The organism is Methylorubrum thiocyanatum, assembly GCA_014138645.1.
Lineage (GTDB): Bacteria > Pseudomonadota > Alphaproteobacteria > Rhizobiales > Beijerinckiaceae > Methylobacterium > Methylobacterium thiocyanatum.
The window spans coordinates 438,609-453,469 of the sequence record JACJIB010000001.1 but is presented as its reverse complement, the minus strand read 5'-3'; the positions used below and the strand labels follow the sequence as shown (position 1 = coordinate 453,469).

The 14,861-nt window shown below is 70.4% G+C and carries 15 protein-coding genes; 9 read left to right on the top strand and 6 right to left on the bottom strand.

What is annotated here, in order from left to right:
- Positions 1-139: 139 nt before the first annotated feature.
- Both HNR51_RS02090 and HNR51_RS02085 read right to left on the bottom strand, forming a co-directional pair.
- Positions 140-655, bottom strand: coding sequence for a GNAT family N-acetyltransferase (locus tag HNR51_RS02090; protein ID WP_182553835.1), 516 nt, complete (start codon positions 653-655; stop codon positions 140-142).
- A complete protein-coding gene (locus tag HNR51_RS02085) occupies positions 652-2,289 on the bottom strand; it encodes a glucan biosynthesis protein G (RefSeq protein ID WP_182553834.1) in 1,638 nt (545 codons plus the stop codon). Before HNR51_RS02085 ends, HNR51_RS02090 begins: the two co-directional genes overlap by 4 nt.
- A 674-nt stretch (positions 2,290-2,963) precedes the next feature.
- On the opposite strand from HNR51_RS02085, the gene HNR51_RS02080 reads away from it, so the two are divergent.
- Entirely contained in the window at positions 2,964-4,130 is a 1,167-nt protein-coding gene (locus HNR51_RS02080; RefSeq protein WP_182553833.1) for a type III PLP-dependent enzyme, read from the top strand.
- A gap of 194 nt (positions 4,131-4,324) precedes the next feature.
- Positions 4,325-4,882, top strand: a complete 558-nt coding sequence (locus HNR51_RS02075; protein ID WP_182553832.1) for a GNAT family N-acetyltransferase — start codon at positions 4,325-4,327, stop codon at positions 4,880-4,882.
- 140 nt (positions 4,883-5,022) lie between these two features.
- On the opposite strand, the gene HNR51_RS02070 is transcribed toward HNR51_RS02075, so the two are convergent.
- Positions 5,023-5,211 carry a hypothetical protein gene (locus tag HNR51_RS02070; protein WP_012453911.1) on the bottom strand — a complete coding sequence of 63 codons (189 nt, stop codon included), beginning with the start codon at positions 5,209-5,211 and terminating at the stop codon, positions 5,023-5,025.
- Positions 5,212-5,488: 277 nt separating this feature from the next.
- On the opposite strand from HNR51_RS02070, the gene HNR51_RS02065 reads away from it, so the two are divergent.
- The 6 genes from HNR51_RS02065 (at position 5,489) to HNR51_RS02040 (ending at position 11,534) form a co-directional block, all read left to right on the top strand.
- Entirely contained in the window at positions 5,489-6,937 is a 1,449-nt protein-coding gene (locus tag HNR51_RS02065) for a homospermidine synthase (RefSeq protein WP_182553831.1), read from the top strand.
- Positions 6,938-7,035: 98 nt separating this feature from the next.
- The gene (locus HNR51_RS02060) at positions 7,036-7,596 is read left to right on the top strand and encodes a Uma2 family endonuclease (protein ID WP_182553830.1); all 561 of its coding nucleotides are present in this window, start codon (positions 7,036-7,038) and stop codon (positions 7,594-7,596) included.
- 71 nt (positions 7,597-7,667) lie between these two features.
- Positions 7,668-8,234: a Uma2 family endonuclease gene (locus HNR51_RS02055; RefSeq protein ID WP_182553829.1), complete on the top strand. Its 567-nt coding sequence runs from the start codon at positions 7,668-7,670 to the stop codon at positions 8,232-8,234.
- Positions 8,235-8,258: 24 nt separating this feature from the next.
- On the top strand, positions 8,259-8,600 hold the full coding sequence (locus HNR51_RS02050; protein WP_141951228.1) for a hypothetical protein: 342 nt from the start codon (positions 8,259-8,261) through the stop codon (positions 8,598-8,600).
- A 6-nt stretch (positions 8,601-8,606) separates the two neighbouring features.
- Complete coding sequence (locus HNR51_RS02045; RefSeq protein WP_012453906.1) at positions 8,607-9,458, top strand: DUF1206 domain-containing protein; 852 nt, start codon at positions 8,607-8,609, stop codon at positions 9,456-9,458.
- 102 nt (positions 9,459-9,560) lie between these two features.
- Positions 9,561-11,534 (top strand): polysaccharide biosynthesis protein, encoded by a 1,974-nt coding sequence (locus HNR51_RS02040; RefSeq protein ID WP_182553828.1) that lies wholly within the window; start codon positions 9,561-9,563, stop codon positions 11,532-11,534.
- A gap of 19 nt (positions 11,535-11,553) precedes the next feature.
- Here HNR51_RS02040 and HNR51_RS02035 read toward each other — a convergent pair whose 3' ends face one another.
- Positions 11,554-11,961: a winged helix-turn-helix transcriptional regulator gene (locus HNR51_RS02035; RefSeq protein ID WP_012453904.1), complete on the bottom strand. Its 408-nt coding sequence runs from the start codon at positions 11,959-11,961 to the stop codon at positions 11,554-11,556.
- A 76-nt stretch (positions 11,962-12,037) separates the two neighbouring features.
- Here HNR51_RS02035 and HNR51_RS02030 point away from each other — a divergent pair, with 76 nt between their 5' ends.
- Positions 12,038-12,649: an FMN-dependent NADH-azoreductase gene (locus HNR51_RS02030; protein ID WP_182553827.1), complete on the top strand. Its 612-nt coding sequence runs from the start codon at positions 12,038-12,040 to the stop codon at positions 12,647-12,649.
- A 4-nt stretch (positions 12,650-12,653) separates the two neighbouring features.
- Here the strand turns inward: HNR51_RS02030 and HNR51_RS02025 are convergent, their stop codons facing one another.
- Both HNR51_RS02025 and HNR51_RS02020 read right to left on the bottom strand, forming a co-directional pair.
- On the bottom strand, positions 12,654-13,577 hold the full coding sequence (locus HNR51_RS02025; protein ID WP_182553826.1) for an NAD-dependent epimerase/dehydratase family protein: 924 nt from the start codon (positions 13,575-13,577) through the stop codon (positions 12,654-12,656).
- A gap of 12 nt (positions 13,578-13,589) precedes the next feature.
- A complete protein-coding gene (locus tag HNR51_RS02020; RefSeq protein WP_182553825.1) occupies positions 13,590-14,597 on the bottom strand; it encodes an MraY family glycosyltransferase in 1,008 nt (335 codons plus the stop codon).
- Between the last annotated feature and the right edge of the window lie 264 nt (positions 14,598-14,861).

The following is a 14,861-nucleotide window of genomic DNA, read 5'->3' as shown; positions in this document are numbered from 1 at the left end:
GGTCTCCGGACGCTCGGTCGCCGCTGCGCGAGCCGCCCTTCGGTGACCCGAACCTTGTGTCCGCCCGGCCAATTCGCCAGTGCGCTGGCGCACCTGCGCTGCGACGCACAAGAGGACGTGACCCCGGCCCGTCAGCCCCTCACCGGCCTTCGATGAGCGCTTTCTCGTAGCACCACGCCTCCATCCCATCCTCGTAGTAGTCCGGCTTGGTCCCGGTGCGCGCATAGCCGCCCCGCTCGTAGAGCCGGATGCCGCTGCCGTTGTCGGCCCGCACCTCCAGGCGCAGCCGGGCGCAGCCGTGGCTGCGGGCATCAGCCTCCGCCGCCTCCAGAAGCCGGCGCCCGAGCCCGAGCCCGGCGCGGGCGGGCGCTACGGCGAGCGAGGAGAGCCGGGCGATGCGGCTGGTGCGCCGCCGCTCGATGGTGGCGGCGCCGACGAGGATCTCGGCCCCGCCCACTTCCGACTCCTCCCTCACGACCGCGACGAGAAGGGTCATGCTGGCCGAGCGGATCGCGTGGCGGATCGCCCGCCGTTCGGCCCGGTCGGTGGCGAAGGCGGCGTGTTCGAGGGCCACCAGCGCGTCGAGGTCGGCAAGCCGGGCCGGACGGATCGCCACGGGCAGACGGGCGGCGGCACGCTCGCTGCGGGTGCTCACGCCGCGCTCCAGGGAAACGACCACGTCTCGGTCAGCGCCTGGTCTCCCTTGCGCAGATAGGCCCTCAGCTCGGTCGCGCCCGGCCCGTCGAGCCGGACGTCGAGGGCGGCGCGAAAGCCGCCGACATGCGGGTTGGCCACGATCGAGGTCGCGACGATCCGGCCCGCGCTCGCGCTGGCGACGATCTCGGGCAGCGACGGGTCGTCGAGCAGCGTCTTCAGCGTGCCGCCGCCGAAATCGATCAGGAAGCGCCGGCTGCGCAGGGCGGTGGCGTCGGCGGCCCGGCGCGCGGCCCCGCTCGCGGCGGGCTCGGCGATGAAGGTGTTCACCACCTTGCCGTTCGGGTGGAGATCCTCCCCCGTATGGGCGCGGATGCGGTAGGCGAGCCGCACCGGCGCGCCCGCCCGATAGGGCTGCTTCGGGCGCCAGAAGGCGACGATGTTGTCGGCCGTCTCGTTGTCGGTCGGCAACTCCATCAGCACGACGCTGCCCTCGCCCCAGGCGCCCTCGGGTTCGACGAAGTAGCCCGGGCGACGCTCGTAGCCGGCTTCCAGATCCTGGTAGCTGGCGAAGGCGCGGTCGCGCTGCATCAGCCCGAACCCCTTCGGGTCGCGATCGAGGAAGGTCGAGATCCGCCGGTTCTGCGGGTTGTCGAGCGGCCGCCACAGCCACTCGCCGGAGCCGGTGGCGATCTGGAGGCCGTCCGAATCGTGCAGCTCCGGCCGGTAATCGTCGCTGTGGCCGCGGTCGGTCTCGCCGATGAAGTACATCGAGGTCAGCGGCGCGAGGCCGACGGAGGACAGATCCTGCCGCGGATAGAGCGTCGCACTCACCCGCACCGTGGTGTTTCGCCCGGGTTCGACGATGAAGCGGTAGGCGCCTGCGACCGAGGGACTGTCGAGCAGGGCGTGGATCGTCAGGGTCTTGGCGTTCGCCGGCGGCACCTCGATGGAGAAGGCGCGGAAGAACGGGAACTCCTCCTTCTCGGCATCCGTGCCGATCGCGAGCGCGCGGGCGGAGAGACCGTAGAGCTGGTCCTGCCCGAGGAAGCGGAAATAGCTGGCGCCGACGAAGACGATCAGCTCGTCGAGCCGGTCGGGCCGGTTGAGCGGCGCATGGATGCGGATGCCGGCGAAGTTCAGGTCGCGCGGCAGCGTGCCCTCGATCCGCGTCCGGCCGAAATCGAACAGCGCCGGATCGTAGGTGATCGGCGTGCTGACACCGTCGCGCACGAGGCTCACCGCCACGGGGCGCTCATAGAGAAAGCCGCGGTGGAACAGCTGGAGCCGGAACGGCCCGCCGGCCTCGCCCAGGAACGCGCGCTCCTTCCGGAAGCGGATGTCGCGGTAGGCGTCGTAATCGAGGCGCGCGAGCGGCGCCGGCAGGGGCGGAAAGCCGCCGTCGAAAGGCTGAGCGGCGAGCGCCTGCGCCTGTCGTTCGAGGGCGGACGGATCGAAGGGAACGCCCGCGGCCTCGCCTTGAGCAACGGCCGCAGCCGGGAGTGCCGCGGTCAAACCGGCGGCCGCCAAGCCCGACATCACGGCCCGGCGCGAGGGCGCATCCGGAGGTGCCGCCTCGGGCACCGTCGCCTCGGCACGGTCTTCGGTGTCGTTCTGGCCCCTGACGCGGATCATGACCCCATCCCGAAATGCCACGGTTCAATGGCCGCTTCGGTCGGGCTTGGGAAGGGGTGAGCCGGGGCGGGGCGGCGCGCGGGTGCGTCTTTCGCGCCACAATCCCGCTTGTCCCCCGATCCGGCCTGAAATCCGGTGCGGGAAACGCCTTTTTCCCTTGTGGTCGGGGACGCTCGGCCGTATATCGCGCCTGCCCAATTTCGCACGTGCCTGTGGCCGCGTGTCGGTTGGTGGGCATCCGGTCAACTGCCGGACAGCCGCCAGGGGTCTTAAAGGATCGATGGTCGCAAGGGTGGATCCCTACGGCCGGCATCCGGGTGGCGACACCAGACCCTAACAACAACCGGCAGCCGGAGGCGAAACCGGCGAACCCCGCTCTCCACGGGGGACGCAGCTTAAAGCAACGACGAACGGGCTTTTTTGGTCTCGCCGGCTCCTCCAAAGGCCGGCACCGAAGAGGCTTGTTTATCCTTGCCCGGCGTGCGGTTGGGGTTCCCCCATCCAATCCACGGCAGCTTCCGGGGTGCTTCCTGCGCCCGCTGATCGTTTCGCGTCTCCAAAGCGCGAAGCGGAAGCGACGCATCGCCCCAGACGCCGACGGCTCGTTTCCGGGCCGTCTCGATTCGATCTCGCGCCCGAGAGATGGCGCCTCGAACCTGTGGTGGGGACGACCAATGACCGATCGCATCCGCGATTACCTGCGCGCGCGCCGTGACCTCGGCCGGGACGAAGGTCCGGTGATGGTGCTCGACCTCGATGTCGTGCGCGACAACTATACGGCGTTCGCCCGTGCGCTCCCCGACACCCGCGTGTTCTACGCCGTGAAGGCGAACCCGGCGCCGGAGGTGCTGCGCCTGCTCGCCGAGATGGGCTCCTGCTTCGACACCGCCTCGGTCGCCGAGATCGAGATGGCGCTCGCCGCCGGCGCCACGGCGGAGCGCGTCTCCTTCGGCAACACCATCAAGAAGGAGCGCGACATCGTCCGCGCGCTCAAGCTCGGCATCCGCCTCTTCGCCGTCGATTGCCAGGCCGAAGTCGAGAAGATTCTTTCCGCGACGACGCAGGCCGGCGTGGCGGCGGCCGATTTGCAGGTCTTCTGCCGCATCCTCTGCGACGGCGCCGGGGCCGACTGGCCGCTCTCGCGTAAGTTCGGTTGCGAGCCGGAGATGGCGGTGAACGTGCTGGAGCACGCCCACCGGCACGGCCTCAACGCCTACGGCGTGTCGTTCCACGTCGGCTCGCAGCAGGCCAACACGGAAGCCTGGGACGGGGCGCTCGCCTCCGCATCCCAGATCTTCCAGGAATGCGCGCTTCGCGGCATCGGCCTGTCGATGGTCAATCTCGGCGGCGGCTTCCCGACCAAGTACCTCAAGCAGGTGCCGGGCGTGGAGAGCTACGGCGATGCGATCTTCCGCGCGCTCACCAAGCACTTCGGCAACCGCATCCCGGAGACGATCATCGAGCCGGGCCGCGGCATGGTCGGCAATGCCGGCATGATCGAGGCCGAGGTCGTGCTCGTCTCCAAGAAATCGGAGGCCGAGGACGAGGTGCGCTGGGTCTATCTCGACATCGGCAAGTTCGGCGGTCTCGCCGAGACCATGGACGAATCGATCCGCTACGCGATCAAGACCGACCACGACGAGGACCGCATGGCCCCCTGCGTCGTCGCCGGCCCGACCTGCGACTCGGTCGACGTGCTCTACGAGAAGAACCACTACCCGCTGCCGGTCTCCCTCTCGATCGGCGACAAGGTGTGGATCGAGGGCGCGGGCGCCTACACCACGACCTACGCGGCGGTGGCCTTCAACGGCTTCCCGCCCCTCGAGCAGATCGTGATCTGATCGGCCGACCCGTGATCTGCGGCCCCGCCTGTTCCAGCGGGGTCGCCCCGGTCAGGCTTTATTCACGCACATCGCGCCAGAAGAGCCCGCGCGTCTCACGAGACGTGCTTGTCGAGGTGTCCCGGACGGCCCGCTTCCGCGCGGGTGCGAGGGCTGTTTCTTCCCGCTTGTCAGCGACCTGGGAGGGTACGGCCGTGATCCAGATCCGCGATGAAATCGCTTCCGACGTCGCAGCCCGCGAGCACTTGCTCGACGCCTGCTTCGGCCCGGGCCGTTTCCTGAAGACCTCGCAGCGCCTGCGCGAGGGCCGTCGGCCTGCGCGCGGCCTCGCCCTCTCGGCCGTGCGGGACGAAACGCTCGTCGGCACCGTGCGGCTGTGGGATGTCGAGACCGGCTGCGGCCGTCCGGCCCTGTTGCTCGGCCCGCTCGCGGTCGATCCGGCGCTCCAGGGCGCCGGGCTCGGCGGGATGCTGATGCGCACCGCCCTCGCCGAGGCCAAGGACCGCGGCCACGGTGCGGTGCTGCTGGTGGGCGATGCGCCCTACTACGCCCGGTTCGGTTTCGAGCGGGCGAAGGCCGATGCCCTCTACATGCCCGGCCCGTTCGAGCGCGAGCGTTTCCTCGGCCTGGAACTCAAGGCCGGCGCCCTGACGGAAGCGGAGGGTGTGCTGCGGGCGACCGGCGCATTGGACGCGCTGCCGGAGGTTGCGGCCGAAGCCGCTGCGACGGCTGCGCGACGACGCGCCGCCTGAGCCGGGATTGGGCCGAAGCGCCCCTCTCACATGCTTCGATTGAGTACGAACCGAGACGCCGACGCGTGCGCGCTCAGGCCCTCGGTTCGGTTGGCTGTGTCGTGTTCGCACGTCGGTCGGAACGGCACTCCGTCCCCGCCTCAGCGGCGATAGGGCCAGGCCGTCGCGGAGAAGGACAGGCGGCTGGCGCTCTCATGGAAGGCGCGGGCCTGACCAGCGGCCGTGCGGCCGGCGCGGAGAAGAACGGTAAGGAGTGTGATGATGCCCGGATCGCGGTCGATCGCTTCGACTTCCGGATGGATGGACGGTGCGGTGAGGACGGTCAGCATGGCTCAGATCCCTTGTGCGTGCTGTCTGCCCTTGGGTGTCTCCCCCTTGTTGCACCGCAATATAGACCTTGCCGCCGTGGCTGGCCTCCGATCCAACTCGGCCTCAGCTCTGCACCAGATTCATAGCTGAAGCCTGGGACCTTCACGATTCCGCAACATTCGCGTGACCGGGCCGGTTGACCGCAGGGCACCGAACCGTCATCCGCTCGTCATTTCCAAGCATCAAAGCACGCCGCTCGCGTTTCGAGCGCAAGCCCTGAGAAGGAGTGTCCGCGCCATGTCCGATGGTCCGCAGAAGGATTGGCCTGTCCACGGCCGCATCACCGGCCCGATCGTCATGATCGGTTTCGGTTCGATCGGGCGGGGCACCCTGCCCCTGATCGAGCGGCATTTCGAGTACGACAAGAGCCGCTTCACGGTCATCGACCCCGTCGACACCCATAAGGATCTCGCCGACAAGCACGGCCTGCGCTTCGAGAAGGTCGCGCTCACCAAGGAGAACTACCGCGACGTCCTCACGCCGCTGCTCACCGAGGGCGGCGGCCAGGGCTTCTGCGTGAACCTGTCGGTCGACACCTCCTCGCGCGACATCCTCGAACTCTGCCGCGAACTCGGTGCGCTCTACATCGACACGGTGGCCGAGCCCTGGGCCGGCTTCTACTTCGACAAGGACCTGAGCCAGGCCGACCGGACCAACTACGCGCTGCGCGAAAACATCCTCGCCGCCCGCCGCGCCGCACCTGGCGGCCCGACGGCCGTGTCGTGCTGCGGCGCCAATCCCGGCATGGTCTCGTGGTTCGTCAAGCAGGCGCTCCTGAACATCGCGGGGGATACCGGCTCGACCACGCCCGAGCCGAAGACCCGCGAGGACTGGGCCGCGCTGATGCGTGAGCTCGGCGTCAAGGGCGTCCACATCGCCGAGCGCGACACCCAGCGCGCCAAGTCCCCCAAGCCCCAGGGCGTGTTCGTCAACACCTGGTCGGTCGAGGGCTTCGTCTCCGAGGGCAACCAGCCGGCCGAACTCGGCTGGGGCACGCACGAGACCTGGAAGCCGGCCAATGCCGAGGAGCAGACCAAGGGCTCGCGCTGCGCGATCTTCCTGCTCCAGCCCGGCGCCGACACCCGCGTGCGCTCGTGGACCCCGACCGCGCAGGCGCAGTTCGGCTTTCTCGTGACCCACAACGAGGCGATCTCGATTTCGGACTACTACACGGTGCGTGAGAACGGCGAGGCGGTCTACCGCCCGACCTGCCACTACGCCTACCACCCGGCCAACGACGCCGTGCTCTCGCTGCACGAGATGTGGGGCAATGCCGGCAAGGTGCAGGAGCGCCAGCACATTCTCGACGAGAACGAGATCGTCGACGGCATCGACGAACTCGGCGTGCTGCTCTACGGTCACAAGAAGAACGCCTACTGGTACGGCTCGCAGCTCTCCATCGAGGAGACCCGCCGCGTCGCCCCCTACCAGAACGCCACCGGCCTTCAGGTGACCTCGGCCGTGCTTGCCGGCATGGTCTGGGCGCTGGAGAACCCGGAGGCGGGCATCGTCGAGGCCGACGAGATCGACTTCCGCCGCTGCCTCGAAGTGCAGACGCCGTATCTCGGCCCGGTCGTGGGCGTGTACACCGACTGGACCCCGCTCACGGACCGGCCCGGGCTGTTCCCGGAGGACATCGACCCGAGCGATCCTTGGCAGTTCCGCAACGTGCTCGTCCACGGCTGAAGGTTCTTGGTCTGATAGCCTGAAGGTCTTCGAGGGCCGCCCTGTCCGGGGCGGCCCTTTTTTGTTACGGTTCGGACCTTCGCACAGGAGGCTGAGCGATGGCCGTGCCAGCGCGCCGCGACACCCGCATGCGGGTCAGCGAGTATCGAGAGTGGGCTGCAGCACGGCCGGACGACGAGCGCTGGGAACTGATCGAAGGCGTGCCGATGATGATGTCGCCGGCAAAAGGCCGGCATCAGCGCATCGTCACCAATCTCGTCAAATATCTCGACGACCTCGCCGAACGCCGGGGCTGCGGCGCCTATCCGGGCCTCGCGATCCTGAGCGAGGCGATGGACGATTACGCGCCGATTCCCGATGTGGTGGTGCAATGCGGCGCGCCGCCGGAAGACGGCTACACCAGCGATCCCCTGCTCGTCGCGGAAGTCCTCTCCCCCTCGACGCTCGTGCTCGACCGCGGCCGTAAGACCGAGTTCTACCAGACCGTTCCCTCGCTTGCCGTGCTCCTGCTCGTGCATCAGAACGAGGCGCGCGTTGAGGTCTGGCGCCGCGCCCCGGACTGGACGGTCGAGGTCGCCGGCCCCGGCACGGTCATCGATCTGCCCGAACTCGGCGGCGGGTTGTCCGTGGCGGAGATCTATGCGCGCCTCACCCTCTGACCCCGCACTGCGCGCCGCTTGCCTACCCGGAGGGCGGTGCTAGCATCGCCTCCGTTCTCGGAGGCTCCTCGATGGCGCTCGCTCTTCGGTGCGACCCCGGCATGCGGGTGGCGGAGTATCAGGTCTGGGTGGCCGACCGCCCCGACGAGGAGCGCTGGGAGCTGATCGACGGCGAGCCCGTGCTGAGGGCGCCGCAGAGCGAGCGGCATCAACAGATCGTGCTGAACCTCGCCCGCAAGCTCTCCGACATCGCCCGCGACCGCGGCGGCCGTGCCATCCCCGGCATTGCAGTGCTGAGCGACAGCTTGGACACCTTCGCGCCGATCCCCGACGTGGTGGTGCGTTGCGGCCCCCCGCTGAACGACGGCTACGCCCGCGATCCCATTCTCGTCGCGGAAGTCCTCTCGCCCTCGACCATGAGCCGGGACCGCGGCCGAAAGACCGACTTCTATCGCAGCATCGCCTCGCTCAAACTCTTCCTCATCGTCTATCAGGACGAGCCGCGGGTCGAGGTGTGGCGGCGCGGCGCTGATGGCGGTTGGGCGTTCGAGGCCCGCGGCCTCGACAGCGCGATCGGCCTGCCCGAACTCGGCGACGACTTGGCCGTTGCCGAGATCTACGACGACATCGCCTTCTGACGACGAACCCGCGCGGAACCGGCCTTGCCCCACTTCGAAGACTACTACGCCAACAAGCTGCGCGGCTCGCTCGGGGTCACCGATGCGGAATCGGTGCTCGACCTGCGCGGGGCCAACCGCCCGACCGCGGAAGCGTCGCTGACCGACATGCTGGAGCGCAGCCGTTTCGCCAAGGGCAAGACGGTGGCGATCCGCCTCGATCCGCCGCCGGAGGGCGGGGGCGAGACCCTGTTCCAGCCGATCGGGCGCCAGCTCCTCGATGCCAAGCGCCGCGGCTGGATCGACCGGCTCCAGACGCTGCCCGCGGGCGACGGGCTCGGCTTCTACGTGGCGCTTGCCGGCAAGCCCGATCGCGAGCGCGACTGACCCGCGATGGCCTGGAGCAGGAACGACAACGCGCTGGAGCACCTCGCGCGCTTCGGCTACGGGGCCCGTGGCTTCGTCTATTGCGTCGTGGGCGCGCTCGCCGTGCTCGCAGCCCTCGGACAGGGCGGATCGGCCGGCGACAGCAAGAGCGCGATCCGCGCCGTGCTCGGCGGGCCGTTCGGCGCGGTCATCGTCGGGCTGATCGCCCTCGGTCTCGCCGGCTTTGCCCTGTGGCGTCTGGTCGAAGGGGTGACCGATGCCGACCGGCGCGGGCGCTCGCCGAAGGCGCTCGCCGTGCGCGGGGCGCACCTGATCAGCGCCGTGATCTATGCCGGCCTCAGTCTCACCGCCGCCCGCCTCGCCTTCGGCATCGGCCGTGCGTCGGCCGGCGGCGACGGGGTGCAGGATTGGACCAAATGGCTGCTCAACCAGCCTCTCGGACCGTGGCTCGTCGGGATCGTCGGCCTCGGCATCGCCGCCGCCGGAATCGGCTACCTCGCCAAGGCCTGGAAGGGCAACGTCACCGAACGGCTCTCCCTCCCCACGGGTTCGGAGGCCTGGATCGATCGGCTCGGCCGGTTCGGCTACGCCGCGCGCGGTCTCGTCTTCCTGATGATCGGCGGCTTCGTGCTCACCGCCGCCTGGACGCAAGCCTCCTCCGACGCCTCGGGTCTCTCGGGCGCCTTCTCGGCGCTGCGCGCGCAGCCCTACGGCTGGGTGCTGCTCGCCATCGTCGCCGCCGGCCACTTCGCCTTCGGGGCCTTCGGCCTGATCCAGGCGCGCTACCGCCACATCGAGGCCCCGGATCTCGGCGATGCCGACGAGGCGGTGGCCAGGGCGATCCGCCCCGCGCGTTGACATCCCCCCGGCCGACGCCGATACCGCGCTCCGCCTGGAGCGTCGGCCTTCGGCCGGAAACCGGTGTCCACATTACGGGCCGATGCTCTGACACGAAGCACCATGCAGAAGCGCACCCTCAAGACGGCGGTGATGGTCGTCCACGATCTCGCCGCGACCGCGGCGGCCGTGGTGCTGACCTTCGTCTTCCGCTTCCAGGACGGAGCGCTCGCCGAGCGCCTGCAGGCGCTGCCGCTGCTGCTGCCGCCGTTCCTGGCCTATGCCGGGCTGATCTACGCGTGGTTCCGGCTCTACCGCACCAAGTGGCGCTTCGCCTCGCTGCCGGACCTCGCCGGCATCGTGCGCGCGGCGAGCGTCACCGCGTTGACGCTGCTCGTGCTCGATTACGTGCTGGTCTCCTCGAACCTCTACGGCTTCTACTTCTTCGGCAAGGTCGCCATCGCCCTCTACTGGGTCCTGCAGATCTTCCTGCTCGGCGGCCCGCGGCTGGCCTTCCGCTACCTGAAATACGCCCGCTCCCGGCAGAGCCAGGCACGGGCCGCCACCACGCCGACCCTGCTGCTCGGCCGCGGCACCGATATCGAGATCGTGCTGCGGGCGATCGAATCCGGCTCGGTCAAGCGGCTGTCGCCCAAGGGCATCCTTTCGCCGCGGGCGGACGAGGCGGGCCAGATGATGCGCGGCGTGCCCGTGCTCGGCGGGTTTCGCGACCTGGAGCAGGTCGTGGCGGATCTCGCCAATCGCGGCCTGCCGGTGCGCCGGCTCGTGGCGACGCCGAGCGCGTTGGCGCCCGAATCCGAGCCCGACGACCTCATCGCCCGCGCCCGCCGCCTCGGCCTGCCGCTCGCCCGCGTCACCAGTCTCGGCGAGGGGATGCGCGACGCCGAACTCGCGCCTCTCGAGATCGAGGATCTGCTCCTACGCCCCACCGTCGCCATCGATCGGCCGCGACTGGAAAACTTCCTGACCGGCGCCCGCGTGGTCGTGACCGGCGGCGGCGGCTCGATCGGCTCGGAGATCTGCGCCCGGGCGATCGCCTTCGGCGCCGCGGCGCTGCTCGTGATCGAGAATTCGGAGCCGGCGCTCCACGCCGTCCTCAACGGCCCGGCCCTGCTCCACGCGGAGGCGGAGGTGCAGGGCGCGCTGGCCGACATCCGCGACCGCGAGCGGCTGCACGCGATCATCCGCGATTTCCGGCCCACTTACGTCTTCCATGCCGCCGCGCTGAAGCAGGTGCCCTATCTCGAGCGCGACTGGGCCGAGGGCATCAAGACCAACGTCTTCGGCTCGATCAACGTCGCCGAAGCGACCGTCGCGGCGGGCGCCCGCGCCCTGGTGATGATCTCCACCGACAAGGCGATCGAGCCGGTCTCGCAGCTCGGCGTCACCAAGCGCTTCGCCGAGATGGTGGCGCAATCCCTCGATGCGGAGCGCTCCGGCCCGGAGGCGACCCGGCTCATCGCCGTGCGCTTCGGCAACGTTCTCGGCTCGGCCGGCTCCGTGGTGCCGGTGTTCAAGGCGCAGATCGCCCGCGGCGGACCGGTCACGGTCACCCACGCCGAGATGGTGCGCTACTTCATGACCGTGCGCGAGGCCTCCGACCTCGTGCTCACCGCCGCCTCTCACGCCGACGCGGAAGGCCGCGGCGATACCGGCGACCAGCGCGCGGCGGTCTACGTGCTGAAGATGGGCCAGCCGGTGCGCATCCGCGATCTGGCCGAGCGGATGATCCGGCTCGCGGGCTTCGAGCCCGGCGAGGACATCGAGATCCAGGTCACCGGCGCGCGGCCGGGCGAGCGCCTCAACGAGATCCTCTTCGCCAAGGAAGAGCCGCGGGTGACGCTCGCCGGCATCGACGGCGTCATGGCGGCCAAGCCCGTCTTCGCCGACCGCGCCGTGCTGGAGACTTGGATTCTTCGCCTGCGCGACGCGGTGGCCGCCGGGGATCGGGCCGCGGCGGACGCGGTGTTCGAGGAGGCGATCCCGGATTTCCGCAACCGGGCCGGGGCCGTTCCGAACGCGCAGCCCGGGAGCATCGCGCCGCCGACCCAAGCCGCTGTGGCGGCGACCGCCTGACGCCTCGCCCTGCCGGAGTTCAGGGTTTCTCACCCTCGCGGCGGTCGAACCGGGCACGGGCCTCCTGAATCTCCGGCAGGTGGGCGAAGGCCCAGGCACCGAGCGCCTGGATCGGCTCCCGCAGCGACCGCCCGAGTTCGGTCAGCTCGTAATCGACCCGCGGCGGGATCGTCGGGAAGATCGTGCGGGTCACGAGGCCGTCGCGCTCAAGCCCGCGCAGGGTGAAGGTGAGCATCCGCTGCGAGATGCCGCCGATCATCCGCTTCAGCTCGTTGAAGCGCCGCGGGCCGTCCGCCAGCATCATGACGACGAGGACGCTCCACTTGTCGCCGATCCGCGCGAGCACCGTGCCGACGAGCCGGCAATCCTGCCCGGAATGCGCGTGCTTCGGCGCCGCCTCGGTTCCCTCGATGTGCCCGGGTTCCAAGAATGTGCCTCCTTGCGCGGGGATGATGGTGGTTATCTATAGCGCCTCGGTTCAATTCTGATACCGAGGATCAAACATGAAGCTCCTTCACGTCGACGGCAGCATCCTGGGGCCGCATTCCGTCAGCCGGACCGTCTCGGCGGCCATCGTGGACCGCCTGCGGGCGCAGCATCCCGATCTCGACGTCGCCTACCGCGATCTCGCCCAGACGCCGCTGCCGCATCTCTCCGGCGCGGTCCTCGCCGGGGCGCAGCCCAACGCGACGAACGCGCCCGACGTGCAGCACGACGTCGATCTCGGCCGGCAGGCGCTGGACGAATTCCTCGCGGCCGATGTCGTGGTGATCGGCGCGCCGCTCTACAATTTCACCCTGTCGAGCCAGCTCAAGGCCTGGATCGACCGCATCCTCGTGGCGGGCGTCACCTTCCGCTACGGGCCGGCCGGGGCCGAGGGCCTCGCGGGCGACAAGCGCGTCATCGCCGTCGTCTCGCGCGGCGGCCTTTACGGGCCGGGCACGCCCGCCGCTGCGGCCGAGCACGCGGAAACGTACTTGCGTACGGTGCTCGCCTTCATCGGCATCACCGCGCCGGAGATCATCGTCGCCGAGGGCATCGCCCTTGGCCCAGAGGCCCGCGAGCGGGCTCTGGCCGGTGCCCTCGACGCCGCGGCGGCGCTGAAGGCCGCCTGAGACCTTACCCCCCGGCTCGCGCCAGCGCCGCGAGCCCGTCGCGCGAGCTGTGCGCCGGCCGCCAGCCCAGGGCCTCGAGCCCTGAAGCGCGGGCGACGAGCGAGCCGGACAGCCGGTCGAAGGCCGCCTCGCGGCCGGCAGCGCGGCAGGCGAGCCCGATCAGCGGAACGGGACAGGGCAGCAGGCCGGGGCCTCGCCCGAGACCGGCGCGCAGTGCGGCGAGCATCTCCGGCAGGGTCAGCGGATCGGGATCGGCCACGACCAGGGGGCGGTTCAGGGGACCGGGAGCCTCAAGGGCGGTGATGACCGCGCCGGCAAGGCTCTCGACCGAGACCAGCGAGCGGCGCCCGGTCAGGCTCGCGAGCGGCAGCGGATAGGGCGTGCGGGCGAGCGTCAGGAGCGCCGCCATGTTGCCCTTCACGCCTTCGCCGTAGACGAGCACCGGGCGCAGCGCCACCCAGTCGAGCCCGGTCCCGGCCAGGGCTTCCTCGGCGGCGAGCTTCGAGCGGCCATAGGCGTCGGTCGGCGCCGCGGCATCCGCCTCGGACAGGGGTGCCGGGGCGCTCGCCCCCACCTGCGCCCGGATCGAGGACAGGAACACGAAGCGGCTCACCTTGGCCCGCTGCGCGGCCTCGGCGAGGTGCCGCGTCGCCTCGGTGTTCGAATTGCGGAAATCGTCCTCGGGGGCGCCGGACATGGCGTGGGCGAGGCCGGCGGAATGGACCACCGCATCGACCCCGCTGAGGGCGGCGGCCATGTTCATCGGCCGGGCCAGATCCCCCACCACGGCACCGCTCGCGCCCTCGGGCACCGCGACGGGCCGGCGCAGCAGCACCCGCACCCGGTAGCCCCGCTCGGAGAGCGCCCGCAGCAGGTGGCGCCCGATGAAGCCGGTGGCCCCCGTCAGCGCGATCAGCTTCCCGCTCAACCCGTCGCTCCCTCAACCGCCGACGCGCCGCGGCGTCGCGAACCGGCGCAGCAGCCACCCGACCAGCCCCGCCGCGAGGGCGAGGCAGGCGAGCGTGACGGCCGGCTGCGGCCAAAGCAAGGTCGCGCCGGCGAGCGCGGCCAAAGCCGCCTGAACGGCGAAGACCGAGCCGACCACCTCCCGCACAGGGAAACCGTGGACGGTGGCGACCTGATAGTAGTGACTGCGGTGCGCCTGCCAGACGGCCTCTCCCCGCCGCAGCCGCCACAACAGGGTGAGGGTCGCATCGGCCAGGGGATAGAGCGGCAGGATCAGCGCGGCGGCGAGCCCCCCCTCCCCGGCGAGGCGGAACAGCAGCCATGCCACGATCAACCCGACCGGCAGCGAGCCGACATCGCCCATGAACAGCCGCGCCACCGGCCGGTTGAACGGCGCGAAGCCGAGAAGGCCGCCGAGCAGGGCGCCGGCGACCAGCATCGGCTCGGGTGCGTAGCGGCCGGCGAGACCGAGCGCGAACAGGAAGGCCAAGGGCGGTACGAACTCGGCCAAAGTCATCCAGTCGAGCCCGTCCATGAAGTTGACGAGGTTCACGAACCAGAGCCCGGCGAGGATCGCGAAGGCGCGCTCCCATCCCAGCGGCAGGCCAGGGAACAGGCGGCCCTCGGCGGTGAGCACGACGGCGGCGACGGCGCCGGCCTGGATCACGAGGCGGAGCGAGGCCGGCAGCGGCCGGATGTCGTCGACGGCGCCGACCACGGCCAGGGCGAACACGGAGAGCGCCAGCACCGGCAGTTCAAGGCCGCCGAGCGCGATCCCGGCCGGCGCGGCCAGAACGGCCGAAGTGAGCAGCGCGGCTGCGATGATGGCGATGCCGCCACCCTGGGGCGTCGGCACCCGGTGGCTGGAGCGGGCGTTGGGCCGCGCGAGGGCATAGCGCTGCAGGAGGGGCTTCAGCAGCAGGATGAGGCCGGCGCAGAGGAGCGCCGCCAGCAACACGACGAGGAGCGGAGCGAGAATCATCGCGCCACCGGAAGCCGAAAGGCCCTCCTGCCCCGTTCGCGGGGAAGAGATTCCAGACGGCGTGGTCCGATCATTCGCATATCGTCCGCTCTACCCGCCCGCCCCCGGCCAAGCGAGGCCATTGCGGCCGATCCCAACTTGTTTTGGCCGCAAAGCCACGCGATCCGCGTGGCGCGGTCCCCCGAAAGAGCGGTGGGCGGTCCGTGCGCCCCGGCCGGCTCGCCTTGCGGGGGCGGGGAGCCGCCGATACGACTTGGCCGCTCG